The organism is Streptomyces sp. NPDC058257 (genome assembly GCF_042881845.1).
Classification (GTDB): Bacteria; Actinomycetota; Actinomycetes; order Streptomycetales; family Streptomycetaceae; genus Streptomyces.
Window position 1 is genome coordinate 91,212 of sequence record NZ_JBHVXJ010000028.1, and the last position, 25,314, is coordinate 116,525.

General features: G+C 69.8%; 25 protein-coding genes. 14 read left to right on the forward strand and 11 right to left on the reverse strand.

The features are described from left to right. Window positions 1-16 precede the first annotated feature (16 nt). The gene (locus tag ACFVXC_RS39140; protein ID WP_389915928.1) at window positions 17-814 is read right to left on the reverse strand and encodes a class I SAM-dependent methyltransferase; all 798 of its coding nucleotides are present in this window, start codon (window positions 812-814) and stop codon (window positions 17-19) included. A 334-nt stretch (window positions 815-1,148) separates the two neighbouring features. On the opposite strand from ACFVXC_RS39140, the gene mshA reads away from it, so the two are divergent. The 3 genes from mshA (at window position 1,149) to ACFVXC_RS39155 (ending at window position 4,812) form a co-directional block, all read left to right on the forward strand. Further along, entirely contained in the window at window positions 1,149-2,495 is a 1,347-nt protein-coding gene (mshA, locus tag ACFVXC_RS39145) for a D-inositol-3-phosphate glycosyltransferase (protein WP_389915931.1), read from the forward strand. After that, a complete protein-coding gene (locus ACFVXC_RS39150) occupies window positions 2,488-2,991 on the forward strand; it encodes a YbjN domain-containing protein (protein ID WP_389915934.1) in 504 nt (167 codons plus the stop codon). Before mshA ends, ACFVXC_RS39150 begins: the two co-directional genes overlap by 8 nt. A 135-nt stretch (window positions 2,992-3,126) precedes the next feature. Further along, window positions 3,127-4,812, forward strand: coding sequence for a glycoside hydrolase family 55 protein (locus tag ACFVXC_RS39155; RefSeq protein ID WP_389915936.1), 1,686 nt, complete (start codon window positions 3,127-3,129; stop codon window positions 4,810-4,812). A gap of 19 nt (window positions 4,813-4,831) precedes the next feature. On the opposite strand, the gene ACFVXC_RS39160 is transcribed toward ACFVXC_RS39155, so the two are convergent. Then, complete coding sequence (locus ACFVXC_RS39160; RefSeq protein ID WP_389915939.1) at window positions 4,832-5,428, reverse strand: TetR/AcrR family transcriptional regulator; 597 nt, start codon at window positions 5,426-5,428, stop codon at window positions 4,832-4,834. A gap of 130 nt (window positions 5,429-5,558) precedes the next feature. Here ACFVXC_RS39160 and ACFVXC_RS39165 point away from each other — a divergent pair, with 130 nt between their 5' ends. Then, window positions 5,559-6,515, forward strand: a complete 957-nt coding sequence (locus ACFVXC_RS39165; protein WP_389915941.1) for a ketopantoate reductase family protein — start codon at window positions 5,559-5,561, stop codon at window positions 6,513-6,515. A gap of 10 nt (window positions 6,516-6,525) precedes the next feature. On the opposite strand, the gene ACFVXC_RS39170 is transcribed toward ACFVXC_RS39165, so the two are convergent. Next, entirely contained in the window at window positions 6,526-7,779 is a 1,254-nt protein-coding gene (locus ACFVXC_RS39170; protein ID WP_389915944.1) for an MFS transporter, read from the reverse strand. A gap of 66 nt (window positions 7,780-7,845) precedes the next feature. On the opposite strand from ACFVXC_RS39170, the gene ACFVXC_RS39175 reads away from it, so the two are divergent. Beyond that, window positions 7,846-8,862, forward strand: coding sequence for an AraC family transcriptional regulator (locus tag ACFVXC_RS39175; RefSeq protein ID WP_389915947.1), 1,017 nt, complete (start codon window positions 7,846-7,848; stop codon window positions 8,860-8,862). A gap of 658 nt (window positions 8,863-9,520) precedes the next feature. After that, window positions 9,521-9,739, forward strand: a complete 219-nt coding sequence (locus tag ACFVXC_RS39180; RefSeq protein WP_389915950.1) for a hypothetical protein — start codon at window positions 9,521-9,523, stop codon at window positions 9,737-9,739. A gap of 11 nt (window positions 9,740-9,750) precedes the next feature. Here ACFVXC_RS39180 and ACFVXC_RS39185 read toward each other — a convergent pair whose 3' ends face one another. Further along, window positions 9,751-10,119: a MerR family transcriptional regulator gene (locus tag ACFVXC_RS39185; protein ID WP_389916007.1), complete on the reverse strand. Its 369-nt coding sequence runs from the start codon at window positions 10,117-10,119 to the stop codon at window positions 9,751-9,753. Window positions 10,120-10,281: 162 nt separating this feature from the next. Between ACFVXC_RS39185 and ACFVXC_RS39190 the strand changes: the two genes are divergently transcribed. Next, window positions 10,282-11,187 (forward strand): NADP-dependent oxidoreductase, encoded by a 906-nt coding sequence (locus tag ACFVXC_RS39190; protein ID WP_389915953.1) that lies wholly within the window; start codon window positions 10,282-10,284, stop codon window positions 11,185-11,187. Window positions 11,188-11,227: 40 nt separating this feature from the next. Here the strand turns inward: ACFVXC_RS39190 and ACFVXC_RS39195 are convergent, their stop codons facing one another. The 3 genes from ACFVXC_RS39195 to ACFVXC_RS39205 all read right to left on the reverse strand — a co-directional run bounded on the left by ACFVXC_RS39195 (window position 11,228) and on the right by ACFVXC_RS39205 (window position 13,755). After that, window positions 11,228-11,851 (reverse strand): TetR/AcrR family transcriptional regulator, encoded by a 624-nt coding sequence (locus ACFVXC_RS39195; RefSeq protein WP_389915956.1) that lies wholly within the window; start codon window positions 11,849-11,851, stop codon window positions 11,228-11,230. A gap of 144 nt (window positions 11,852-11,995) precedes the next feature. Then, window positions 11,996-12,787, reverse strand: coding sequence for a DUF3159 domain-containing protein (locus ACFVXC_RS39200; RefSeq protein ID WP_389915958.1), 792 nt, complete (start codon window positions 12,785-12,787; stop codon window positions 11,996-11,998). A 122-nt stretch (window positions 12,788-12,909) separates the two neighbouring features. Next, complete coding sequence (locus tag ACFVXC_RS39205) at window positions 12,910-13,755, reverse strand: SDR family oxidoreductase (protein ID WP_389915961.1); 846 nt, start codon at window positions 13,753-13,755, stop codon at window positions 12,910-12,912. Window positions 13,756-13,922: 167 nt separating this feature from the next. Between ACFVXC_RS39205 and ACFVXC_RS39210 the strand changes: the two genes are divergently transcribed. After that, window positions 13,923-14,633 carry a TetR/AcrR family transcriptional regulator gene (locus tag ACFVXC_RS39210; RefSeq protein ID WP_389915964.1) on the forward strand — a complete coding sequence of 237 codons (711 nt, stop codon included), beginning with the start codon at window positions 13,923-13,925 and terminating at the stop codon, window positions 14,631-14,633. A gap of 54 nt (window positions 14,634-14,687) precedes the next feature. Here the strand turns inward: ACFVXC_RS39210 and ACFVXC_RS39215 are convergent, their stop codons facing one another. Beyond that, window positions 14,688-15,086 (reverse strand): VOC family protein, encoded by a 399-nt coding sequence (locus tag ACFVXC_RS39215; protein WP_389915967.1) that lies wholly within the window; start codon window positions 15,084-15,086, stop codon window positions 14,688-14,690. Window positions 15,087-15,211: 125 nt separating this feature from the next. On the opposite strand from ACFVXC_RS39215, the gene ACFVXC_RS39220 reads away from it, so the two are divergent. Continuing rightward, on the forward strand, window positions 15,212-16,207 hold the full coding sequence (locus ACFVXC_RS39220; protein ID WP_389915970.1) for a helix-turn-helix transcriptional regulator: 996 nt from the start codon (window positions 15,212-15,214) through the stop codon (window positions 16,205-16,207). A 126-nt stretch (window positions 16,208-16,333) separates the two neighbouring features. Beyond that, window positions 16,334-17,392, forward strand: coding sequence for a DUF998 domain-containing protein (locus ACFVXC_RS39225; RefSeq protein ID WP_389915973.1), 1,059 nt, complete (start codon window positions 16,334-16,336; stop codon window positions 17,390-17,392). A 7-nt stretch (window positions 17,393-17,399) separates the two neighbouring features. Here ACFVXC_RS39225 and ACFVXC_RS39230 read toward each other — a convergent pair whose 3' ends face one another. After that, the gene (locus tag ACFVXC_RS39230; RefSeq protein ID WP_389915976.1) at window positions 17,400-18,161 is read right to left on the reverse strand and encodes a phosphoglyceromutase; all 762 of its coding nucleotides are present in this window, start codon (window positions 18,159-18,161) and stop codon (window positions 17,400-17,402) included. A 233-nt stretch (window positions 18,162-18,394) separates the two neighbouring features. On the opposite strand from ACFVXC_RS39230, the gene ACFVXC_RS39235 reads away from it, so the two are divergent. Next, complete coding sequence (locus ACFVXC_RS39235) at window positions 18,395-19,813, forward strand: MDR family MFS transporter (RefSeq protein ID WP_389915979.1); 1,419 nt, start codon at window positions 18,395-18,397, stop codon at window positions 19,811-19,813. Here ACFVXC_RS39235 and ACFVXC_RS39240 read toward each other — a convergent pair. Then, window positions 19,803-21,791, reverse strand: a complete 1,989-nt coding sequence (locus ACFVXC_RS39240) for a WD40 repeat domain-containing protein (RefSeq protein ID WP_389915982.1) — start codon at window positions 21,789-21,791, stop codon at window positions 19,803-19,805. The two genes, ACFVXC_RS39235 and ACFVXC_RS39240, sit on opposite strands and share 11 nt — an antisense overlap. 314 nt (window positions 21,792-22,105) lie before the next feature. On the opposite strand from ACFVXC_RS39240, the gene ACFVXC_RS39245 reads away from it, so the two are divergent. After that, complete coding sequence (locus ACFVXC_RS39245) at window positions 22,106-22,261, forward strand: hypothetical protein (protein ID WP_389915985.1); 156 nt, start codon at window positions 22,106-22,108, stop codon at window positions 22,259-22,261. A 92-nt stretch (window positions 22,262-22,353) separates the two neighbouring features. Here ACFVXC_RS39245 and phoU read toward each other — a convergent pair whose 3' ends face one another. Then, complete coding sequence (phoU, locus tag ACFVXC_RS39250) at window positions 22,354-23,034, reverse strand: phosphate signaling complex protein PhoU (RefSeq protein ID WP_389916010.1); 681 nt, start codon at window positions 23,032-23,034, stop codon at window positions 22,354-22,356. 283 nt (window positions 23,035-23,317) lie between these two features. Here phoU and ACFVXC_RS39255 point away from each other — a divergent pair, with 283 nt between their 5' ends. Together ACFVXC_RS39255 and ACFVXC_RS39260 are read left to right on the forward strand one after the other, a co-directional pair. Then, a complete protein-coding gene (locus tag ACFVXC_RS39255) occupies window positions 23,318-24,577 on the forward strand; it encodes a sensor histidine kinase (protein ID WP_389915988.1) in 1,260 nt (419 codons plus the stop codon). Continuing rightward, on the forward strand, window positions 24,574-25,254 hold the full coding sequence (locus ACFVXC_RS39260) for a response regulator (RefSeq protein ID WP_383276627.1): 681 nt from the start codon (window positions 24,574-24,576) through the stop codon (window positions 25,252-25,254). Before ACFVXC_RS39255 ends, ACFVXC_RS39260 begins: the two co-directional genes overlap by 4 nt. The last annotated feature ends 60 nt before the right edge of the window (window positions 25,255-25,314 follow it).

A 25,314-nucleotide genomic window follows, 5' to 3' on the forward strand; every position in this document is an offset into this window, starting at 1 on the left:
TGGACACCCCGCGAGTTCAGCCCTGACGGGGGGCCAGCGCCTCCCACCGCACGGTCACTTCGCCCTGCCGCCACCGCGAACCCCGGTCGGCCACGGGCCAGTCCGCGGCCAGGTCCCGCACCGCTCTGATCCACCGCTGCCGGGCGCCGTACGAGGCGTAGGGCGCGGCGGCGGCCCAGGCCCGGTCGAAGTCGCGCAGGAACGCGTACACCGGCTCACCCGGCGTGTTCCGGTGGATCAGCGCCTTGGGCAGACGCTCGGCGAGGTCGGACGGCCGGTCGAGCGATCCGAGGCGGGTCGCGAAGGTCACCGTGCGCGGCCCCTCGGGTCCGAGCGCGACCCAGACGTGCCGCCGCCCGATCTCGTCGCACGTCCCCTCGACGAGCAGCCCGCCCGGCGCGAGCCGCCCGCACAGCCGTTCCCACACGGCGGCGACCTGCTCCTCGTCGTACTGCCGGAGCACGTTCGCCGCGCGGATCAGCAGGGGCCTGCCCGGTAGCGGGACCTCGAAGCCGCCATGCCGGAAGGAGAGCCCTTCCCTCTCGTACGGCTTCGCGCCCGCGACCCGCGCCGGATCGATCTCGACGCCGACCACGCGCACGCGGGGGGCGGCGGTCCGCAGCCGGACAAGCAGCTCCAGGGCCGTCCAGGGGGCGGCTCCGTAGCCGAGGTCGACGGCGACGGGGTCGTCCGAGTGCCGCAATTCCGCGCCGTGGGTGGCGGCGATCCAGCGGTCCATGCGGCGCAGGCGGTTGGGGTTGGTGGTCCCGCGCGTCACCGTTCCCACGGGGCGGGAAGGAGTGCGGGAGGCCATGGTGGAAAGGGTATGCGCCCTGGCGGCGGGGGTACGCGTCGAGTCCGGCGGGGGGTACTCGCCGAGTCTGGCGGCGGTACGCGTCGAGTCCGGCGGGGTCATGGGGCGAGCGCCCCCGGTGAGCTCAGGGGGGGGCGACCCCCGGTGAGCTCATGGAGTGATCACCGGCGGGGTCATTGGTTGAGCCGCGACTGGTAATTGTTTGGTAAAGCGGAAATGGAGCTGTCTCTTCCGATGTTCACCCTCTGGAGGACCGTGCACGCCCTCCCTTAAGCCATGCCCGCTTGAGCCAAGCCCGCTCAGTCATATCCGCGCGCACCAGGAGGACCGCCACGTGAGCCAGTACGTGACCAGGCTCGGCCGTCGCTCGCCGGCGGCGCCCAGGGGGCTCCGGCTCCCCGGGGCACACCGGCGCCCGCGCAGGGTGGCCATGCTCAGCGTGCACACCTCCCCGCTGCACCAGCCGGGTACGGGCGACGCGGGCGGCATGAACGTCTACATCGTGGAGCTGGCCAAACGCCTGGCGGCGATCAACATCGAGGTCGAGATCTTCACGCGCTCGACGACCGGTGCGCTGCCGCCCGCCGTCGAACTCTCCCCTGGCGTCCTCGTACGCCATGTGGACGCGGGACCGTACGAAGGCCTGGCGAAGGAAGAGCTGCCCGCCCAGCTCTGCGCCTTCACGCACGGCGTGATGCAGGCGTGGGCGGGCCACCGCCCCGGCTACTACGACCTCGTCCACTCGCACTACTGGCTCAGCGGCCACGTCGGATGGCTGGCCGCCGAACGCTGGGGCGTGCCCCTTGTGCACGCCATGCACACGATGGCGAAGGTCAAGAACGCCGCCCTCGCGGAGGGCGACACCCCGGAGCCCGCGGCGCGCGTGATCGGTGAGACGCAGATCGTGCGGGCGGCCGACCGTCTCATCGCCAACACCTCCGAAGAGGCCGACGAGCTCGTACGCCACTACGAGGCTGAGGCGGGCAAGGTCGCCGTCGTCCACCCCGGCGTGAACCTCGACCGCTTCCGCCCCGCCGACGGCCGCGCGGCGGCCCGACACCGCCTCGGCCTCCCGCAGAACGCCCTCGTCCCGCTCTTCGCGGGCCGCATCCAGCCCCTGAAGGCGCCGGACGTGCTGCTCCGCTCGGTCGCGGTCCTCCTGGACCAGCGCCCCGAGCTCCGCTCGAACATCGTCGTCCCCGTGGTGGGCGGCCCGAGCGGCAGCGGCCTGGCGAAGCCGGAGGGTCTGCAGAAGCTGGCCGCGAGGCTGGGCATCGCGGACGTCGTCCGCTTCCAGCCGCCGGTGGGCCAGGAGCAGCTCGCGGACTGGTTCAGGGCGGCCTCGGTCCTGGTGATGCCCTCGTACAGCGAGTCGTTCGGCCTGGTGGCCATAGAGGCGCAGGCGGCGGGCACCCCGGTCCTCGCTGCGTCGGTGGGCGGTCTGCCGGTCGCCGTACGCGACGGGGTGACGGGCTTCTTGGTCGACGGCCACGAACCGGCCCACTACGCGCGCGTGCTGCGCGATTTCGCCGACAACCCACACCTTGTGGACCGCATGGGCGAGGCGGCCGCGGGGCACGCTCAATCCTTCGGCTGGGACACGGCCGCGTCCGCCACCGCGGACGTGTACACGGCGGCGGTGCACGAGCACAGGCGTCGCGTACGCTCGCATCATGGCTGATCAGGCTGGCACCGCGCCGACCACGATCGTCGAGCGGACGCTTGACGAGGCGGAACTGGAGTGGGATAGCCCTGAGAGCGGCTCCTACGTGGTGACGCTCCCCGGCACCCGCAAACTGTCGACGACGCTCTCGCTCAAGGTCGGCAAGCACGCCCTGTCGCTGACGGCGTTCGTGATCCGCCACCCCGACGAGAACGACGCCGCGGTCCACCGCTGGCTCCTGGAGCGCAACCTGCGCCTGTACGGCGTCAGTTACGCGATCGACTCCCTCGGCGACATCTACCTCACGGCCAAGCTCCCGCTCTCGGCGGTCACCCCGGACGAGCTCGACCGCCTGCTCGGCTCGGTCCTGGAGAACGCGGACGGCTCCTTCAACACGCTCCTGGAGCTGGGTTTCGCGTCGGCGATCCGCAAGGAGTACGCGTGGCGGGTGTCGCGCGGTGAGTCCACGCGGAACCTGGACGCGTTCACTCACCTGACTCGGCCGCAGGGCTGAGTTCGCTGCACGTAGCTGCACGTAGCTGCACGTAAGAGTCCCCGTCGACATCTTCCCCCGTACGGGGCGCCAGTGGCATGCTCACGCTCATCGCAGACATGAATGACGTTCACATCCATGGATAGGGCGGCGGGCATGGACAAGATGCATCCCAGCAGACGTGGCGTACTCGGCGGGGCGATGGCCGTGGCGGCGGTTGCCGCGACCGGCGCGACCGGTGCGACCGGTGCGACGGCGTCTGCGAAGTCCGGCGAAACCCCCACCCTCTGGCGGGAGTTCAAGGCGGCCCCGTACACGCATCCCCAGATCCCCTACGTAGCCCGCGCGGGCGCCCGCTCCGGCGCCCGCAGCCTCCCGCGCCCCAAGGCGGTCGCGAACGTAAGGGACTACGGAGCGAGGCCGGACGGCACGTCGGACGCGGCCCCCGCGATCAACCGGGCGCTGGCCGACGCGGGAAGGAGAGGCGGCGGCACGGTCGTCGTCCCTCCCGGCGAGTACCGCGTCGACGGCATCATCCGCATCGCCCACGACAACGTGGTCCTGAGGGGCGCGGGCAGCACCCGCACCACCCTCCGCGCGACGAAGAGCCTCACGGAACTGATCGGCCCGTACGGCTCCCGCTACGGCGGGGACAAGTCGAGCTGGTCCTGGGCGGGCGGCCTCATCTGGCTCTGCCCGCAGTCCCGTTGGGATGCGCTGACGACGGCCATCACGGCGAAGGCATGGCCATTCGAGGGCTGGACGGGCAACAGGCGCGACGCGTGGGAGACGCTGAGCGCCGTCGCCCCCGCGAGGCGCGGCGACCGCACCCTGAGGGTCACGGACACCTCCCGCCTCCACGAGGGCGACCTGGTGCTCCTGCGCCTGGCGGACGACGCGGACCACACGCTCCTGGAGCACATGGCGGGCGGGGGAGAGGGCCCTGAGGGATACGTGTGGGACGACAAGACGAAACTCACGTCCTACGTCCCCTACGAGTGGCCGGTACGGATCACTTCAGTAAAGAAGAGCACCGTCACCCTGGAACGCCCGCTTCCCCTGGACGTACGCGAGGAGTGGGACCCGCGCCTGACGACGCACGTGAAGGCGCTGACGGGAGCGGGAGTGGAGGCCCTGACGCTGGAAGCGGTGGAGACCCCTCAGTCCCCGCATCTCCTGGACAAGGGCTACAACGGTGTCACGTTCCAGTGCGCGTACGACTGCTGGGCGGACGACATCGTGGTCCGCCACGTCGACAACGGGTTCGGCCTGGTGAGCGCGTCGGCCTGCACGCTGCGCCGCACGCGGGTGACGGGCAGGGGAGCGCACCACCCGTACTTCTGCCGGGAGGGCTCGCACGACAACCTCATAGAGGACTTCAGGATCGACGAACGTACGGTCCCGGCGCCCTCCGGCACCCAGCTCCACGGCATCAACGTGGAGGGTCTGTCCTCCTACAACGTCTGGTCGCGAGGCGTGATGGAGATGGGCACGTTCGACAGCCACAGGGGGATGCCGTTCGCGAACGTCCGCACGGACATCACGGTCGACAACGACGGCAGCCACGGGGGAGACGCCAGCGCGGGCCCTCTCTTCGGCGCCCGCTTCACCCACTGGAACATCCGCGTCACCAACGAGCGGGCAGGCCTGATGAAGATCGACGGCCTGGCCCCGTACAGCGCGACGGTCGGCATCAACGAGGTCCGCGAGTTCGGCCAGATCGACGTACCGGACTTCTCCGGAGACCTGCACTCGCGCATCGAGCTCTACGGGACCACTGGCGTGGTGCGGCCACGGAATCTGTACGAGGCGCAGAGGGAAGTCGAAGGCGAAGGCGCTTAAGAGGCCGTCACCGAAGCCGTTATCGATCCGTCGGCATGAGTGCGCCGAACGCGTCATCGACCACACTGCCGAGATCCAGGCGTGCCTCGATGGCGACCCAGTGCTCAACAGCGGCCATGAGGCACTCCATGGCGGCGGCCACGCGCGCGTGGAGGATCAAGGGAGACGACTGCCCGGTCCGTGAGCGCTCCGTCAGGCTCCGCACCAGGTGCGGCCGCCAGTTGGCCTGCTTCTCGCGAAATCGGGTGCACAGCGCCGGACTCCGATGCACCAGGTCGAGCAGCGTGAGCCCGTCGGGGAGTTCACGGGCGACGAACGCGACGACTGGATCGACGGCTCGCCTCAGAGCGGCCCAGTCGTCCTCATCGGCCGGGCGGACACGCAGAGCCTCGGCCATCCGGTCACCGAGCGGGTCGAAGGCGAAGAGGACCACTTCCTCCTTGCTTCCGAAGTAGCGCAAGAACGTGGCGCGCGAGACCCCGGCGGTGGCAGCGAGGTCTTCGAAAGTGACGCTTTCGAAGCTCCTGCGGCAGAACAGGTCGAGAGCCACCCGGGCCAGCTCCTCGCGAATCGCGCTACGGCCAATGTCGCGGGTGCTCATCCGGGAGGCGTTCATCCGTGCACCCTACCCCTCTCAAGCGAACTCACTCACAGAACTGACACCGGGCTACTATCGTGATACTCAGTATCAGTAGTGGCGGTGAGTTTCTTTGAGGGGTGGGTCGGGCGAGGCGATGAAGAGGCCGATGAAGAGGCCGATGAAGGTTCTGGTGATCGGTGCCGGTGCGTTGGGGCAGGTCTTCGGTCTCTGGCTGGCCAGAGGAGGCGCTTCGGTGACCTATCTGGTCAGACCGGGGCGGGAGGGGTGGGAGCGGGAGGGCCGGACGCTGTTCCGGTTGCGGCGTCTTGGCGGACCGGTCGCCGAGCGGCTTCGGCCCGCTGCGGTCGTCGCCGACCTGGAGGACTTGAACGGCGAGGGCGGTTGGGACGCGGTCTGGCTCTGCGTTTCCTCCACGGATCTCCATGGACCCTGGGTTCAGGACCTCCGTGACCGTGTCGGCTCCGCGACCGTCGTCCCCGTCATCGCGGCCCCGCACACCCTGTCGGACCTCACCCGGATATGGCCGGCCGAGCAGATCGTCCAAGTGGTGCCGTCCGTCCTTGCCTACCAGGCGCCGCTGACGGACGAAGTGCCGTCGCCCGGCATCGCGTACTGGATGCCGCCCGGCGCGGCGATCACGGTCAGCGGCGCCGAGGACCGCGCCGGGGACACCGTGGCGGCGCTCCGCGCGGGCAGTGTCCGCGCGCGAAAGGCGGATCGTGAGGGCGCCGCCGAGCAGAACGAAGCCCTGATGATTCCCTACATGGCCGCGCTGGAGGTCGCCGACTGGTCGCTGCCCGCCCTGCGCAAGAAGCTGAGCGCGCCGACCGCCGCCGCCCGGGAAGCGGCGGTGGTCGCTGCCGCTCTCACCGACAGCGAACCACCCGCGACGGCTGTCCCCGCCTGGGCCATCGGCCTGGCCATGCGGGCCCTTCCCGTACTCGCCCCGTTCGACCTGCCGCGCTACCTCCGCGCGCACTGGACCAAAGTGGGCCCGCAGACCCGGGAAATGCTGGACGAATGGATCACCGAGGGCAGGTCGCGCGGACAGCCGGTTCGCCGACTCGAAGAACTCCGCGAAGCCCTTACGGCCAGAGCCTGAGAGTTGAGCTTCAGTCAGTTTCCTGCGAGGTGGCGAGGTGGCGGGGGGCCTCGACCCGCAGCACGATCAGCAATGCAGAGGCGAGCAACAGGACGCCGGAGATCGTGAATACGGTGACGGCGCCGCCGATACCGAACATCACGCCGCCTGCGGCGGCCCCTCCGGCGATGGCGGACTGAACGCCGACCACCACGAGCCCGCCCGCGCTCTCTGCCTGGTCGGGCACCATGCGCGTCGCCCAGTTCGACCACGCCACCGATACGCCGCCAAAGGCAAGGCCCCAGAGGACCACCAGAGCCATGTACCCGACCTTCCCGGCGGGAAGTAGCGCCAAGCCCAGGGCCGCGACGCCCATCAGCGCCGGTGTCAGTGTCAACGTAAGGCGCAGGCTGATCTGCAAAAGCCATCCGGCCACCAGCGTGCCCACGAAGTTCGCCACTCCGAAGACGAACAACAGCAGCGCCAACTCGTCGACGTCGACTTTCACCACGTTTTCCAGAGCGGGCCGGATATAGGTGAACAGCGCGTAGTGCCCGATGTGAACCAGCAGCATTCCTACGATGCCCACCGCGAATCCCGGGCGTCGCAGGACCTCCCACAATGTGCCGAGACGTGCCGCGCCACGGGGCGTCATCCGGGGCAGCGTGAACAGCTGGAACACCAATGTCAGCATTCCGAGTACGGCCGCCGCCAGGAAGGTGCTGCGCCAGCCGGACAGTTCACCGAGGTAGCTGCCGAGCGGCACCGCCACGATGGTCGCCACCGCGATGCCACTGAAAATGATCGATATCGCGCGCGGAACCAGAGCCGCGGGCACCAGGCGCATGGCCACCGCCGCCGCCATGCTCCAGAAGCCACCGAGCGCGATACCCAGCAGGATCCGCATCAGCATCAGCATCGCCATGTTGGAGGCCATGGCCACCAGCAGGTTGGACACGATCATCAGGACGGTGAAGCCCAGTAGGACGACCCTTCGGTCGATCCTCCGCGTCAGGGTCGCCGTCAGCAATCCGGAAATCATCGCCGCCACCGCGGTGACGGTCACCGCCTGCCCCGCCAAAGCTTCCGATATCCCCAGGTCGGCGGCCATCGGAGTCAACAAACTGGTCGGCAGATACTCCGCTGTCAGCAACCCAAAAACACCCACCGCCAGCGAGAACACCGCCGCCCAGGACGATGAGGCCGGTTCGGGCGGTATCGATTCCCTGTCGGGGGCTTCGCCAGGCTTGGCGTCGGGCACCGCGTCGCATATATCGCTGCTCAACTTTTACTTCTCCTGAATCGCATGAGAGGTTCAAGTCAAGGCTGCACGCGAATTTCAGGATGAGCTATGACGGAAAGTCCGCAATCTTTGATCGAGAGTCCGGGCGGGGGAGCTCCGGGAGCTCCGGGCGAGGAGGCTGCGGGGCAGTTCGCCCTGTCGTCCGCCCTCATCAGCGAACTGCTGACCAGTATGCGGCTGCGCGGTGTCCAGTATCGGCGCGTCCATGTCGGCCCGCGGTTCGGCCTCAATTTCGATGCCAAGCCCGGACGCGCCTATTTCCACTTCCTCGCCGTGGGCTCCGCCGTCCTGCGCACCGCGGACGGAACTGTGTACGAACTCTCGGCAGGCAACGCCGTATTCATGGCCCATGGAGAGTCCCATCAGCTGCTCTCCGGTCCGGACGTGCAGGTCCTGGGTATGGACAGTTTCAACGGGATTCCCCTCGGCGACGCGGTCTGTGACGTGGACGCCTGCCCGGGCACCGACCCGAATCCCAGCGCGATCTTCTTCAACGGCTATATGGAGTTCGACCTCGGCGGAATGCAGGGCATCAGTCAGCTGATGCCCGACGTCATGCTGGTCGACGCCGAAGGGGAGCGTTACCCCGGGCTCCTGCCGATCCTCGCGTCCATGAGGCGCGAAGTCTGCTCCGCGCGCGTGGGCTTCGCGGGCATCCTCGCCCGTCTTGCCGAGGTGGCGGCGGCCATGATCGTGCGGGGCTGGATCGAGTGCGGATGCGACAGCGCGTCCGGCCTCGTGGCCGCGTTGCGCGATCCCCGCCTGGCCTGCGCCATCCTGGCCCTGCACCGGCAGCCTGGACATCACTGGACCGTGGCGGAGCTGGCAGCGGAATGCAATGTCTCCCGGTCCGTCTTCGCGGACCGGTTCCAGACCACGATCGGCATGCCGCCCCTCCGCTACGCCACGGAGCTGCGCATGATCCTCGCCGGTCAGTGGCTCGCCCAGGACACGCTGCCGATCCAGTCCGTGGCGCAACGCCTCGGCTACACCTCGCAGGCCGCGTTCAGCCGAGCCTTCAAACGCGTCACGGGCCAGCCGCCGGGCGCGAGCAGGGTGGGCTGACGCAGAGGTGGTCCGGTCGCGCCTACGCGTCGTCCTGCTGGCCGGACTCCTCGGGGCGCCGGGCCACGAAGGAGCCGAGGCCCACCTCGGCCCGGATGATCCCCTCCGTCTTGAGGTGGGTCAGGGCCTTCTGGGCTGTCGAGGCGGCGATACCGAACTCGGAGGACAGCTCGACGACGGACGTGCCGCTCGGCGTGACGCGGTCGCGCCGATCCCCGCTGCCCCCCCATCACCCCCGCCCTCCCCGACCACCGCAGCCCCTACGGACTCGACCCCGGCGCCCTCGCAGGCGAGGCCAGCCCCCTCGTACGCCCCTACCTCACCGCCCACGAGCAGCGCAGACGCCGACGTGAACTGGTGCTCGCCACCCTGGGGTTGGACGCCCCCGGCCCCTACTGGATCCACGGCATGGAGGTCGCCTGATGTCGCAGTCGCAGTCGGAGGACGGTGGCCCCTAGGACGCGGAACCCGGAACCCGGAACGCGCGCACCGGGGGCCACCCTCGCGCCCTGCTGCCCGGCATACCCGCCTGGCACAGGCCAATCCAGCCCAGGGTGCGCGGTAAGTCGCCAATCGTGGATGGCCGCGTGACTGCCCCACGCGCTTCGAGCTACATAGGAGGACTGGCCGTTCTTGTTTGATGGGGGGGACTTGCCAAGTGGTGCTGACCATCGATCTCGCGGTACTGCTGGCCATCATCATCTTTTTGCTTTGGCGGAGACGCCCTCTGGCTCGGACCCGGCTCAACACAGGAATGACCATGGCCGTCGTGCTGGTCTTCGGGGTGATCATCGCTCCGACCGCCTTCGGGCACGAAATTGTTGACGCCGTGAGCGAGGTCTCGCAGGGGATCTCGAACGTGAGTACCAGCCCCTGACCGACCGGCCTTTACTCCGGGAGAGAGCAACCGTGGTCAGGGTTCCGCGCTATCGCGATCACGTCATCGAGCCGGTCACGCACGTCGAGCAGGTCGGTGATCCGCTGGTCGACATCGACGCGCTGCGCTGCCAGTTGGTCCAGGAGTGCCGCCGAGGGCGCGCCGCCCGAGTCCACACACGGCAGCACCAGGCGGACCGTTCTGCTCGGCAGGCCCGCGGCATAGAGCTGCTGGATCAGCTTGACCCGGCCGACGGCGGTGTCGGCATAGTGCCGCTGGCCGCCGGAGCTGCGGTCGGCGTGCAGCAAATCCTGTTCCTCGTAATAGCGCAGCGCACGGACGCTCACCCCCGCCTTCTCGGCGACCTCCCCGATCCGCATCCGCATCCGCACCGCTCCTCCTTCGTGCGACTGGCGCGTCAGACTTGCACCTGACGTCAATGTCAGGTTCTACCGTAGCGGGCATCGGCGCTCGCGATCGTTCCGGAGCGCACCGAACCCTTACGACGGGCCCGTTCAGGCCCTCGGAGAAGGCAGGACTTCATGCGCGCAGCCCGCTTCCATGAGTACGGCGACGTAAAGACATTGGTGATCGAGCAGGTGCCGGAACCGCACCCCGGCCCCGGGGAGATCCGCATCCGTGTCGCGGCCGCCGGCGTCAACCCCGTCGACTGGAAAGTGCGTTCCGGCGTGGCGCGCGAGATGTTCCCCCTGGAGCTGCCCGCGATCCCCGGGCGGGACGCCGCCGGTGTGGTGGATGAGATCGGTGACGGGGTGCGGGAGGTCGGTGTCGGTGACCGTGTTTTCGGTCTTGGCGGTGTCACCGGCGCGACGGCCGAGCTGGCCGTACTCTCGGCCTGGGCCCACTCGCCCGCCACGTGGAGCGACGAGGAGTCGGCCGGAGCCGGCCTGGCGTCCGTGACCGCGATGGGCGGGCTGAAGGCGCTCGGCCCCCTGCACGGGCGCACCCTTCTCGTCGAGGGCGCCGCCGGAGGCGTGGGCAGTGCAGCGGTCGAGATCGCCGTGGCTCAGGGCGCCACCGTGATCGGGACGGCCGGCGAGCGCAACCACGAGTTCCTGGCCTCTCTCGGCGCCGTCCCCACCACCTACGGCAGCGGTCTCGCGGAGCGCCTCGCCGTCCTCGCTCCGCACGGTGTCGACCTCGCTCTCGACACCGCGGCCTCCGGGTCCCTGGCCGACCTCGTCGCGATCGTGGGCGACGCTGCCCGCGTCTCCACGGTCGCCGACCACGTCAACGCGGAGCGCCTGGGCGTACGCGTGGTGAACGCCGTGAACGACTCCGCTCTGCTGGCTGAGGCCGCGGAGGTCGGTGGGCAGGGCTGCTACACACCCCGCATCGAGCGAACCTACGCCCTCGAAGAGATCGCACAGGCCCATGCCGACGCCGAGCGCGGGCACACCCGGGGGAAGCTCGTGATCCGTCTCTGATTCGGTCGCCTCTGAGTCGGTTGCTTCTGCGCCGGTTGGCTCAGTCGGTGACCGGGTCCCCTACGGCCCCTCCCGTGGCCCTGCGGATGGCATCCGCCACGCGTTGCGGGGCGTCGGCGAACTGCACGGGGTCGGCGCCGTCGAGGAGAGCCGCGCCGATGTGCTCGTTGAGGACCCGGAAGGCGGCTGAGGCCGCTGCGGCGTGCAGGCGGACCTGGAGGTCGTCGGCCGGGAGCCCGAGACGCTTCGCGACGATCCCGCCCATCTCGCGCTCCACCTGGTCGCAGGCCATCAACCAGGCAGTGCGCAGGGGCGGTTCGGTGTCGGCGAGGCGGATCATCCGCATCGCGAGCGCGTTGTCGGCGAGCTCGACGGGGTCGGCCTCACGGCGGAACCGGCCCGCCTCCGTGCTGAAGTGCTCTTCGAGCGAGAGGTTCGCGGGCCAGCCGCGCAGCGTGCGCATCTCCCATTCGACGCCTCGCGTCACGATGGGTTCGGCGCAGCTCTCCTTGTTGCGGAAGTGGCGCCAGATGGTGCGGGTGGACAGGCCCACCGCCTCGGCGATCTGATCACCGCTGGTGGCGTCCACGCCCTGTTCCCAGAACAGGCGTGCCGCCTCCCGGGAGATCTCCAGGCGCAGCTTGTCGCGCCGCTGCTCCTTCATGTCCCGCCTCCGCTCGCGTTCCTGCCGTGGGTGTCTTCTGTCTTCGTGAGTGCCTTACTGACATTAAGTGACGTCCGCAGCCGGTGCGTACCGGGGAGGTCGGGTGAGAGGACGTCGGGTGAGAGGAGGTCAGGTGGGCGTAGCTCAGGCGCTCTTGGCGGGGAGCAGGCCGATGGTGGTCAGTCGCTTGTTGGAGCACCGGGCGGCCCAGGCGACCACGAGGAGGGCCAGGGCGAGCAGCGGGAAGCCCATGGCGATCTTGGCGGCGCCCAGCGAGCCGACCTGGTCGGTGACGTAGAAGTACTGCTGGACGGCGAACCGGGCGCCGAAGACGGTGGCCAGGACCAGGGTCGCGATGTCGTAGTAGAGCCGCGAGCGCTTGTCCGCGCGCCAGACGTTGCCCTTGCCGGTGGCCGCGTTCCAGATCAGGCCGGCCAGCGGCCAGCGCACCAGGACCGAGGCCAGGAAGAGGACGGCACCGGCCAGGCTCGCCCAGATACCGATGAGGAAGTAGTCCTTGGCGGAGCCGGTGAACCAGACGACCCCGGCGGCGACCGCGACACCGAACACGCCGCCGATCGCGGGCTGCAGGGACTCCCCGCCCACCAGCCGTGCCACACCGATGGCCACGGCGACGGCGAAGGCGGCGACGATCGACGCCGTGAGCCCGAGGAAGTTGTGGGCGACGACGAATGCCAGCGCGGGCAGCGCCGAGTAGACCACGCCCTTGGTGCCACCCGCCTGGTCGAGGACCGAAGGCCGCGGCTGCCGGGGCGCCGCCTGTCCCGCGCGTCCCGCCTGCCTTGCGCGTCCCGCCTGTCCTCCCGCCTGCCCTGCGTGCCCCGTCCGTCCTCCCGCCAGCCCTGCCTGTCCCGCCCGCTCCGTCCGCGCGTCGGACTTGGTCTCCAGGAAGCTCTTGCTCTCCATGGTGGTCACGTCTCCCGATTCGTCTGAGGGCGAGGCGATGCCGGTGATGCATCACTTGATGACATCGTGTCACTAAGTGACGTATCTGGCTACCCCCCCCTGCTCGACAGGGGTGGACGGTGCACCGTGGGTCACTTAGTGACGATGCCGGGGTTGTCGGGGTAGTGGCGGCGCAGGTTGGCGGCGAGGACGCGGTCGAGCGTGCGGTCGGAAAGGACTCGGCCGAGTCGCATGATCAGGGCGGCGTCCCGGCCCGCGGTGTAGCGGGTGCGCGGCTTGCGGGCCGTCACGGCCTTCGCGATGACCCGGGCGGCGGCGTCGGCGGTCAGGCCCGACGCGGTGCCCGATGCCATCAGCTTGTTGTTCGCCTCGACCAGGGCGCCGTAGCGCTCGTCCTGCTCCGGCGTCATCCGCGCGGCCAGGTCGTTCGCCGTGGCGATCCCGCGGGCGGCGATCTCCGTGCGGACGCCGCCGGGCTCGACCACGACGACCTGTACGCCCAGCGGCGCGACCTCCCGCCGGAGCGAGTCGCTCACTGCCTCAAGGGCGAACTTCGTACCGGCGTACGCGCCGTAGGTGGCCATGGCGTATTTGCCGCCGATCGAGCTGATGTTGACCACGCGGCCCCTGCTGCGAAGGAGCGCGGGCAGGAGTGCCTGGGTGACGGCGATGTGGCCGAACAGGTTGACCTCGAACACCCGCCGCCACTCCGCCATCGGCATGGCTTCGACCGGGGCGTTCACCTGGATTCCGGCGTTGTTGACGAGCGCGTGCAGCGCGCGAGGGTCGGTGGCGACCCTCTCCGCGAGTGCCTCCACGTGCTCGGACCTGGTGATGTCGAGGATGACCGGCTCGATGCCGGTCGACCGGATGGCGTCGGCGTCGCGGTCACGTCGTACACCGGCCAGGACGTGGAATCCCCGGCGGGCCAGTTCGCGGGCGGCCGACGCACCCATGCCCGTGGAGGCGCCGGTCACGACGATCAGCTTCTGGGTCTCGGAGCTTTCGGACGGGGGCCGGGAGCTTGTGGACGGGGTTCGAGAGCTTGCAGACGGGGTCCGGGAGCTTTCAGATGACGTTGTCACCCCGATTACGTTACTGCTTCAGATGACACTGTCAACTGAAGTTCTGTAGGGTGGACGTCATGGTTACCCGCGCGGAGTCCGCCGCCGTCACCCGCCGCGCTCTGCTCGACGCGGCCGCCGAACTCCTCGACATCGGCGGCGCCGAAGCGGTCACGCTGCGCGAGGTGGGCGCGCGGGCAGGCGTGTCGCGGGGAGCGCCGTACCGGCACTTCACGGGCAAGGACAGCCTCCTGACCGTCATCGCGACCGAGAGCTGGGAACGGATCGGTGACCAGGTCCACGCCCTGCGGACCGATCAGACCCTGGCGGCCTCCGACAAGCTGCGCGGCGCTCTGCGCACCCTCATCGGCGTCGGCCGGGAGCAGCCGCACCTGTACCAAATGCTGTTCAGACGGCGCGGACACCGTCCCGAGGACCTCGGTGAAGGACTCGACCGCGTCCGGCGTCGGATGTGCGCACCGGGGGACGGATCGGGGGGTGAAGCGGGGGGTGAAGCGGGGAACGGCCCGGGGAGCGACTCGGGGGGCGACCCGGTCGCGGACCGCCTCCGCGCCGCCGGGCGCTTCCAGGACGAGTTCCTGGCCATCGTCGCCGACGTCGTAGGGGAGCGGAACGCGCGGCACTACGGCGCCTTGCTGCTGACCAGCGCCCACGGCATCGCGGACATGGAGCTCACCGGTCACCTCGGCGCGGGCAAGATGCGCACCACGTCCGACGAGCTCGTCGACACCCTCGTCCGCATGGTCACGGACGCGGGCGAACCGACGTAGCGCCGCCCCGCCCTGCGGCCCGTCCGTAGCGCCGCCCCGCCCTGCCGCCCGTCCTCAGCGGCCGAACTTCTCGATGGCGGCCGGAGTGACCGGCGTGAAGAAGTTGACGAGGTTGCCGTCAGGGTCGCGGAACAGGAGCGAGCGGTTGCCCCAGGGCAGCGTGGTGGGCTCATTGACGAAGTCCTCGACGAAGGCGGTCAGGTTCTTGTGGACGCTGTCCACGTCGTCGACCAGGAACTCAAGGATGACGCTGTGGTTGTCGGCCGGGCGGGCGGAGCCGGGCGAGAACAGCGGGACCGTGCGGGTGCTGCCGATCGCGAGGGTGGCCGAGGCGACCCGCAGCTCGGCGAAGTCCTCGTTGGACCAGGTGGCGGTTACCCCGGTGGCGCGCTCGTAGAAGGTGACGAGGCGGGCGACGTCGCTCGTGATGATGCGAACAGAGACGAAATTCATGGGGTTCACTCCAGGTCGTTCAGGTGGTTCAGGTCTAGCTCAGATGGTTCGTTCCGTGCTTCTGACCACACGCTATGACCAATACCGGGCGGAACCCGCCCGGTATATACGGCAGACTTCCGAACATGCCTCGCCCCATCGCCCGCGTACTCACCCTGCTGGAACTCCTGCAGTCGGGCGGCACCCGGACCGCGTCCGAACTCGCCGACCGGCTCGACGTCGACGAACGCACGGTGCGGCACTATGTCGGCCACCTCGTCGACCTCGACGTGCCCGTCGAATCGGTGCGCGGACGCTACGGCGGCTACCGGCTCACCCGCGGTTTCCGTATGCCGCCGCTCATGCTGAGCGACGACGAAGCGCTCGCCGTGCTCCTCGGCCTGGTCGCGGGGCAGCGGGAAGGCCTGACGACCACCACCACGGGCACGGCGAGCGAGACGGCGGCGGCCAAGATCAGGCGCGTACTGCCCGAGCGGCTACGCCTCGGACTCGACGCGGTGCTCGATTCCCTCGCCTTCACGACTCGGCCCGGCGGAGCGGGCGGCCCGGAGTTCGCCCCGGAAACCGGGGTCCTGCTCCCGGTCGCCGACGCGGTGAACCACCACCGGCCGATCTCGATCCGCTACACCAACGCGAACGGCGACCGCAGCGAACGCACGCTGCACCCGCACGGACTCGTCGCCCACGCGGGCAAGTGGTACGTGACGGCTGTGGACCTCACGAGCGGCGAGGACCGTACGTTCCGCCTGGACCGCATCAGGGACGTGCGGACCCTGCCGGGCTCGTTCGAACCACCCGCTGAACCGGACCCGGCGCAGCGCGTTCTGACGGGCCTCGCCACAGCTCCGTACCGGCATGAGGTGACCCTGCGCGTCCAGGCGACGGCCGAGCACATCCACACGCGGCTGCCTCCCAGCGTCGCGATCGTGGAAGAACTGCCGCAGACTGATGGCTGGTCCGGCGTCGAACTGCGCGTGGACCGCCTCGACTGGCTCCCCGCCGTGCTCGCCTCCCTCGACCGCCCGTTCGTCATCGAACGCCCGGACGAGCTGCGCGGCCTGGTCGAGGCCCTCGCCGACCGCCTCACGCACTCCGCCCGACGGGACCCGCCTCACGTATGACAGACCCGTAGGCCCTCCCCCTCCCGGGACCTCGACTTTCGTCTCAGCGCTCCATGCTTTCGGACAACCGCTTCTAGCCACTCGGTAGACGCGCCGCCGATCACGTCGCCCGTAGCGTCGGATGACATGAGACACGCGATGCCCGCCGTGGGGCTGTTCTTCCTGTCGCCGGTGGTCGGCGAGCTGCTGCTCGGTGCGACCTCGATCGACATGCTGTGGCTGCTGCCGATGCAGGCGCTGCTGTACGGCGGCGGGTGCCTGCTGATCCGCGAGGCCGTCCGGCGCGCCGGACGGGGATGGGGTTCGATCCTGCTCCTCGGCGCGGCGTACGCGCTGGTGGAGGAGGGGCTCCTTGACCAGATGCTGTTCAACGCGCACTACTCCGGCAACTACGACATGGTCTCGGTGACGCACGTGCCGTACCTGGGCATAGGTGCCTACGGGCTGCTCTCGGTGCTCGCCGTGCACGCCGTGTGGAGCATCGCCGTGCCGATCGCGCTGATGGAGTCGCTGGTTCCGGACCGGGCGCGGGAGCCTTGGCTCGGCCGCATCGGTCTGTCCGTCACCGCGGTGCTCTTCGCCCTCGGTGCCGTGATCACCGGCTGGGGCAGCTACGACGAGAGCCACTTCATGGCGCCCTGGCCCCGCCTGGCCGGTACGGCCGTGGTGGTGGTCCTGCTGGTGGTCGCCGCCTTCAGGATCCGGCCGCCACTGTCCGGCGGCCGGGCCGCCCGCGGCGCGCCCCACCCCTTGCTCGCGGGCGCGGCGGCGTTTCTGCTGACCAGCGGATTCATGCTGGTCCTTCAGACGAACTGGTGGAGCGTGGCGGCGTCCATCGCCATCGCGGCCGTGGCTCTGGCCCTCGGCATCTCCTGGTCGCGGAGGCCGGGTTGGGGATTGCCGCAGGTGTACGCCCTCGCCGCCGGCGCCACGCTGACGTACACGTGGATCGGCTTCGGCCAGACCCCCGACACCGGCTCCGCGGGCGACGCCAACCTGATCGGCCACGTCATCCTCGCGGTCGCCGCCGTCGCGCTGCTGTTCGTCGCAGGTCGCCGGGTGCGCGCGTACGGACGAGACCGGGCCGGCGACAAGCCCCCTGCCAATGGAGAACCCGCGGGCAGAGGGCCTGAAGCGCGGAGGCCTGAAGCGCGGAGGCCTGAAGCGCGGAGGCCTGAAGCGTAGGGCTTGCTTACTTCTTCTTGCCCTGGTTCTTGACCGCCTCGATGGCCGCCTTCGCCGCGTCCGGGTCCAGGTACGTGCCGCCCGGCTTCACGGGCTTGAACTCCGCGTCCAGTTCGTAGGCGAGCGGGATGCCCGTCGGGATGTTCAGGCCCGCGATGTCCTCGTCCGAGACGCCGTCCAGGTGCTTGACCAGGGCGCGCAGCGAGTTGCCGTGGGCCGCGACCAGGACCGTCTTGCCGGTCAGGAGGTCGGGGACGATGCCGTCGAACCAGTACGGGAGCATGCGGACGACGACGTCCTTGAGGCACTCCGTCTGGGGGCGCAGCTCCGGCGGGAGCGTCGCGTAGCGGGGGTCGGAGAACTGCGAGTACTCCGCGTCGCGGTCGAGCGCCGGCGGCGGGGTGTCGTACGAGCGGCGCCAGAGCATGAACTGCTCCTCGCCGAACTCGGCGAGCGTCTGCGCCTTGTCCTTGCCCTGGAGAGCCCCGTAGTGCCGCTCGTTCAGGCGCCAGCTGCGGTGGACCGGGATCCAGTGGCGGTCGGCCGCCTCGAGGGACAGCTGCGCGGTGCGGATCGCGCGCTTCTGGAGCGACGTGTGGACCACGTCGGGCAGCAGGCCGGCGTCCTTGAGCAGCTCACCGCCGCGGACCGCCTCCTTCTCGCCCTTCTCGTTGAGATTGACGTCCACCCAGCCGGTGAACAGGTTCTTCGCGTTCCACTCGCTCTCGCCGTGACGGAGGAGGATCAGCTTGTACGGTGCGTCGGCCATGCCCCTGAGCGTAATCGAACCGCCCGGTGCCCCGCGCGTCCGCCCGCGGCCCGGACAGCGCGGCCACGGGAGCCCGGACAGCGCGGCCACGGGCAGGGCGTCGGTTGACGGGTTCTGCTAATCCACTGGCTCTTCCCGGCCCGCTGGCCGTAATGTTCGCTCGTCGATAGAGACACTTACATGGTGGCCTGCCGGTCCGCACGTCACGCCTGACTCATCCACGGGGGAAACCAATGCCGCTCGCCGCCCTGAGACGCGCCGCCAGAGAGTCCGTCTCCGGTCTTCCCCGCGAGTTCTGGTGGCTGTGGACCAGCACCCTCGTCAACCGGCTCGGTGCCTTCGTCGCCACCTTCATGGCGCTCTATCTGACCCTCGACCGCGGCTACTCCGCGACGTACGCCGGTCTCGTCGCCGCCCTGCACGGCCTCGGCGGCGTTGTCTCCTCGATCGGTGCGGGCGTCATGACCGACCGGATCGGGCGGCGGCCCACGCTCCTCATCGCCCAGTCGTCCACGGCCCTCTCCGTCGCCCTCCTCGGCTTCATGAAGGACCCCCTGGCCATCGCGGCCGTCGCCTTCCTCGTCGGCATGGCGAGCAACGCGTCCCGGCCCGCCGTCCAGGCGATGATGGCCGACATCGTCCGCCCCGAGGACCGGGTGCGGGCCTTCTCGCTCAACTACTGGGCGATCAACCTCGGGTTCGCGATCTCGTCCGCGGGCGCGGGCTTCATCGCCGAGTTCAGCTACCTCGCCGGGTTCCTCATCGAAGCCGTGATGACCATGGTCTGCGCCATCGTCGTCTTCGCGAAGCTGCCGGAGTCGCGGCCCGTGCGGACCGCCCTGGAGAAGGCGTCGCAACCGGACGTCGGCCTCGGGACCGTCCTGCGCGACGGGCGCTTCATGGGCGTCGTAGGGCTGTCTTTCCTCATTGCGGTGATCTTTCAGCAGGGCGCCGTGGGACTGCCCGTCGCGATGGGCGAGGCCGGGTTCACGCCCGCCGACTATGGAATGGCCATCGCCGTCAACGGCGTGCTGATCGTCGCTCTTCAGATCCCCGTCACGCGCTTCATCGAACACCGAGACCCGCAACGGCTGTTGATCATCTCCGCGCTGCTCGCCGGTTACGGCTTCGGGCTCACCGCGTTCGCCGGATCCATCGGGGTCTTCGCCCTCACCGTGTGCGTCTGGACCCTCGCCGAGATCGTCAACGCCCCTACGCAGACCGGCCTCGTCGTGCGCCTCTCGCCGACCCACGGCAGGGGGCGCTACCAGGGCATGTACACCCTGTCGTGGGCCGTCGCCGCGCTCGTCGCCCCGCTGATGTCCGGCTTCGTCATCGACCACTTCGGCGCCCAGTGGCTCTGGGGCACCTGCGCGGTCGTCGGGACCGTCGCCGCGCTCGGGTACTGGTCGCTCATGCGGGGGCTTCCGGCCGACGAGGCGGAGACGGAGGTGGTGACGGGCGCGGGTCCGACCCCTTCCGGGCCGACTCCCGCCGGGCTGACTCCTGCCGGGCCGACTCCTGCCGGGCCGACTCCTGCCGGGCCGACCCCTGCCGGGTCGACCCCCGCGGTGACTACCGCCACCGCCTCCGCCACCGCCACTCCCTCCGCCACCGCCTCCATGCAGGAGACCCGCTTGCCTACCGGGTGAAGTTCAGGTACTTCCACGCCCCGTGCGTCGTCGAGTTCACGTTGTCGCCCGACGACGCGTTGATGTACGAGGAACGCACCCGCCCCTTGACGCCCGACTGGCCGGGACCCTCAAGGCGAACGGTGCAGGTGCCGTCCGGGCCCAGCTTGAAGTACTCGGGGCTGCCCCCGGACCGCCACGCGCCGTTCGCGTACACCTGGAGCTGGAAGCGCTGCTTGCGGCCCTTGTAGTACGTCATCGACGTCTTGAGGACCGGGTCGGCGTTCTTGTGGAACCAGTAGTACTTCGTGGAGCCGATCTTGCCCGTCTTGTAGTGCTTGGAGACGGCCGTGGAGACCTTGACCTTGGCGTACGCCGTGGACTTGGCCTTCTTCGATCCGTAACGCGCGTCGCCCGCGAAGACGGCGGTGACGGTCGTGTCGCGCTTCATGTCCACCGTGGCGGAGATGTTGCCGCTGGAGTTGACCTTCCCGGTCCTGACCAGCTTGTTGGGCTTGTCGCCGCCGTAGGGGTTCGCCCAGATCTCGACCGTGCGGTTCTTGTACGTCGAGCCGAGGTGCGCGGTGAAGGAGACGTCGGCGCCGTAGCCGTAGACCTTGCCGTTCTTGTTCAGGGTCAGCTTGGTCGCGGTCCGCGAGACGTCCACCGTGTCCGTCGCGGAGGCCGCGGCGTGCGTGGCGTCGCCCGCGTACGCGACCTTGTACTTCACCTTGCCGCCCGCGGGCGGCGTGTTGGTGAACGAGAAGGAGCCGTCCGCCTTGGTCTTCACCGCGGGCAGCTTCTTGCCGTCCGGGGACTCGACGTCCGTGCGCGTGACGGCGAGTTCGGTCCCGGCGGGCAGCCCTGCCGTGTCGGTGAGCTTGCCGGTGACGGTGAGGGACTTGGCGCGGGGCGCCTTCGTGGGTGCGTCCACCGTCAGGGTGGGCAGGGACTTGACCGGGTCGTTCAGGACCCGCAGCGAGAAGGCGCCCTGGCTGTTCTCGGAGACCGCGAAGAGCCTGCTGCCGTCCGGCGCCCAGGCCAGCGAGCCCTCGGCCAGGGTGTCGCCGCCGCTGCCGCCGCCGGTGTTCGGGAACTCGTACTCCCGCACCTTGGACCACTTGCCCTGCCGGTAGATGTGCACGTCGGGCCCGTACCAGGAGAAGGTGCCCGCCGCCACGGTGCCGTCCGGGGCGATGTCCACGGCCGCGCCGTAGGTACCGGAGTCGTAGCGGCCCAGCGGCGACAGGTCCTTCGTGGAGTACACCGGGTGGTAGTACGGCGCGCCGCTCGCCGTGACGATCTGGGTCCCGTCGGGGGAGACCGCGATGTCGTCGAAGAAGCCGCCCTCCACCGACTTGCTGACCTTCACCTCCGGCTTGGGGCCCGAGACGTCGTACACGGTCAGGGTGTCGTCGCTGGTCACCTTCTCGCCTGCGACCAGGATCCCCGAGTCGGGGTCGGAGCCGAGCTCGGGCGCGGCGTAGAAGCGCGCGCCGCCGTCCTGGCCGAGCGCGACGACCGGCTCGTCGCCGGAGAAGTCGAGGGAGCCGATGCCGCCTTCGGCGTCGGGCCCGTAGCCGAACCACAGCTTGCCGCTCGCCAGCGCGAGCGTGCGCGGCTTCTCGGCGCCGTCGAGCGCGTAGCTCGCGCTCTGCGTGTACGAGGACGTCTCCACGGAGACGATCCGGTTGAGCCCCGCCACGGCCGCGTACACCTGGCCGGAGTCGGGCGAGAGCACAAGGCCCTCGACGTCCGGCAGCCCGTCCAGGGTCGCCTTGACGGTGCCCGCGTAGTCCGTGACGACGATCTTGCCGCCCTTCGGGTCGGAGACGTAGACGCGCTGATGCTCGCCGTCCACGAGAACGTCACCCGACGACTTCACGTTCAGAAGCTTCGAGGAGTCCGCCACCGCCTGGCCGGACGCCGTCGCGACCAGGGCCGCGGAACTGAAGAGGACCGCGAGCGCTGTCGCGGTCGAGATGGTGCGCGTACGCACGGTATGTGACCCCCCACATAAGAAGAACCCAGGTCAGAGGCCTGGGACTTGATCCCCCTGCACAGCGAACTCACAGTAAGGCATTTCTGTGAAGGTTGTGCAGAGAGTTTCGTGGGTGGGCTCGGGTGAACCACCGGGGTCTCGTGGGGAGCCTCGCGGGTGGCGATCCGGGACGCCGGGCCCCGCGCACGCGCGTGTGCGCCGTTGGTGCGCCCCTTCCGGTGGGCATGGAACGGGCAACAGGCAGTGCGCCTTCGCCGTAAGCGTGCGCCTTCGCCGTAAGCCTTCGCAGTACGCCTTCGAGGAGGAGACCCATGGCTGAGTCCCCGATGACCGAACCCGTCCCCGAGCAGCCCGCCGATACGCCTGGCCTGCCCGCGCTCGTACTCCTCGGCGCCTGCGGCTGCGGCTCGGGCTGCGGCTGCGGCTGTCAGTCGGGCGGACCGTGCCAGTGCGGCGGCTGCGGCTGAAGCCGGGGCACCGGGAGCAGGGCAAAGGGGTGTGCCCCGCACGATCGGTGCGGGGCACACCCCTTTTGCGCGCGCGTCGGCCGGTGTTGGGCTCAGGCGCCTTCCACGGGCGTGCCCGTGGGCTGGATCTCGTCCGCGTGCTCGCCCGTGACCAGGTAGACGACCCTCTTCGCCACCGACACCGCGTGGTCGGCGAAGCGCTCGTAGTAGCGGCCGAGGAGCGTCACGTCCACGGCCGTCTCGATGCCGTGCTTCCAGCGGTCGTCCATCAGGTGCTGGAAGAGCGTGCGGTGCAGCAGGTCCATCTCGTCGTCGTCCTGCTCGAGCTGGAGCGCCAGGTCGACGTCCTTCGTGATGATGACCTCCGCCGCCTTGGCCATGAGCCGCTGCGCGAGCTGCCCCATCTCCAGGATCGTCGCGTGCAGGTCGTGCGGCACGGCCGACGCCGGGAAGCGCAGGCGGGCCAGCTTCCCGACGTGCTGGGCGAGGTCGCCCGAGCGCTCCAGGTCGGCGCTCATCCGCAGCGAGGTGACGACGATGCGCAGGTCGGTGGCGACCGGCTGCTGCCGTGCCAGAAGGGCTATCGCGCGCGCCTCCAGCTCGTGCTGCAGATCGTCGACCTTCTGGTCGGCGGCGATCACGCTCTCGGCCAGCTTCAGATCGGCGTCGAGCATGGCCGTGGTGGCGCGCCCGATCGCGGACCCGACAAGGCGGGCCATCTCCACCAGGCCTTCGCCGATCGAGTCAAGTTCCTCGTGGTACGCGTCCCGCATGTGGATGTCCCTCTCTAGTACGACCCGGGGGCTGACCCCCACGCTCCCACGGTGCGGGTCGCACGCGTCCGTTTCCGACATCCCGAATGAACCACCCCTGTCACCGAGGTGAACTGTGGGCGACGTCCGACGCGCTCCCGGGAGTCGCCCCGGCGCCGACCGGGGTAACCCGTTCGGCCGAAGTGAACCAACACCGTCCCCTCGGTGAACTCTGGGCGACGAGTGTTCGAGGCGGCACCCGGATGGCTGGGGCTGGTGCTCATCCGGCGCATAACCTGGAGGCATGGACGTGAACGCGGCGGTCGCCGCAGCGGCAGCGATCGCCGGGGTGTGCACCGGTGTCATCGCCATGCTGGCGTTCCGCTGGAGCGAGCGCGACCTGAAACGCCCCACCCGGACCTCCCTGCACACAGACCCCGTACTGCCGCCGGGCGTCGACACGGTTCTCTCCGTGCTCCGCTCGTCCGCCGTCGTCCTCGACGAGGCGGACAGCGTGGTGAAGGCCAGCTCGGCGGCGTACGCCCTCGGCCTGGTCCGCGGCGGCAAGCTCGCCGTGGAGCCCATGCTCCAGATGGCGCGCGACACCCGCCGCGACGGCGAGATACGCCAGGTGGAGCTGGACCTGCCACGGCGCGGCACCGGCCGGGGCGACGCCCTCGCCGTCTCCGCACGCGTGGCCCCTCTCGGTTCCCGCCTGGTGCTTCTCCTCGTGGAGGACCTCACAGAGGCCCGCCGCATCGAAGCCGTACGACGCGACTTCGTGGCGAACGTGAGCCATGAGCTCAAGACCCCGGTGGGTGCGCTCTCGCTGCTCTCCGAGGCCGTCATGGACGCGTCGGACGACCCCGAGGCCGTCGAGCGCTTCGCGGGCCGCATGCAGATCGAGGCGACCCGCCTGACCAGCCTCGTCCAGGAGCTCATCGACCTCTCCCGGGTCCAGAACGACGACCCCTTGGAGGACGCCGAACCCGTCCGTGTCGATGAACTGGTGGCGGAAGCGATCGACCGCAGCCGTCACCAGGCCTCCCACAAGCAGATCACCATGGCCGCGGGCGGCACCGCCGACCTGCGGATATGGGGCAACCGCGGCCAGCTCGCCGCGGCACTCGGCAATCTCGTCGAGAACGCCGTCAACTACTCGCCCGCCCGCACCCGCGTCGGCATCGCGGCCCGCCGGGTCAACGCGCCGGGCGGAGACTTCATCGAGGTTGCCGTCACCGACCAGGGGATCGGCATCTCCGACAAGGACAAGGAGCGCATATTCGAGCGCTTCTACCGGGTGGACCCGGCCCGTTCCCGGGCCACCGGCGGCACCGGCCTCGGCCTCGCCATCGTCAAACACGTGGCCGCCTCGCACGGCGGGGAGGTCACCGTGTGGAGCTCCGAGGGACAGGGCTCCACCTTCACCCTGCGGCTGCCCGAAGCAGCCGCTGCCCGCGACCGCGGATCCGGTCACGGCGGAGACGGCAGCGAAGCCGACACCGCACGGCCCGACGAGACCACTGCGTACGAACCCATTCCTGCCCCGGAGGTCCTTCCGTGACCCGAGTGCTCGTCGTCGAGGACGAGGAATCCTTCAGCGACGCCCTGTCCTACATGCTCCGCAAAGAGGGCTTCGAGGTCGCCATCGCGGCCACCGGCCCGGACGGCCTTGACGAGTTCGAGCGCAACGGCGCCGACCTCGTCCTGCTCGACCTGATGCTGCCGGGCCTGCCCGGCACGGAGGTCTGCCGCCAGCTGCGCAGCCACTCCAACGTCCCGGTGATCATGGTCACCGCCAAGGACAGCGAGATCGACAAGGTGGTCGGCCTCGAAATAGGAGCCGACGACTACGTCACCAAGCCCTTCTCGTCGCGCGAACTGGTGGCCCGCATCCGCGCGGTCCTGCGCCGCCGCGGCGAGCCCGAGGAGGTCGCCCCGCAGGCCCTTGAGGCGGGCCCGGTCCGCATGGACGTGGACCGCCACGTGGTCACCGTCTCCGGCTCCAAGGTCGACCTGCCCCTCAAGGAGTTCGACCTCCTGGAGATGCTCCTGCGCAACGCGGGCCGCGTCCTGACCCGCATGCAGCTGATCGACCGCGTCTGGGGCGCGGACTACGTGGGCGACACCAAGACCCTCGACGTCCACGTCAAGCGCCTGCGCGCCAAGATCGAGCCGGACCCGGGGGCGCCTCGCTACCTGGTGACGGTGCGGGGCCTGGGCTACAAGTTCGAGCCGTAGGCCGCACCCCGGTAGACGCACAGAGGGGGCGGGGCGGGAACCCAGTACCGGGTTCCCGCC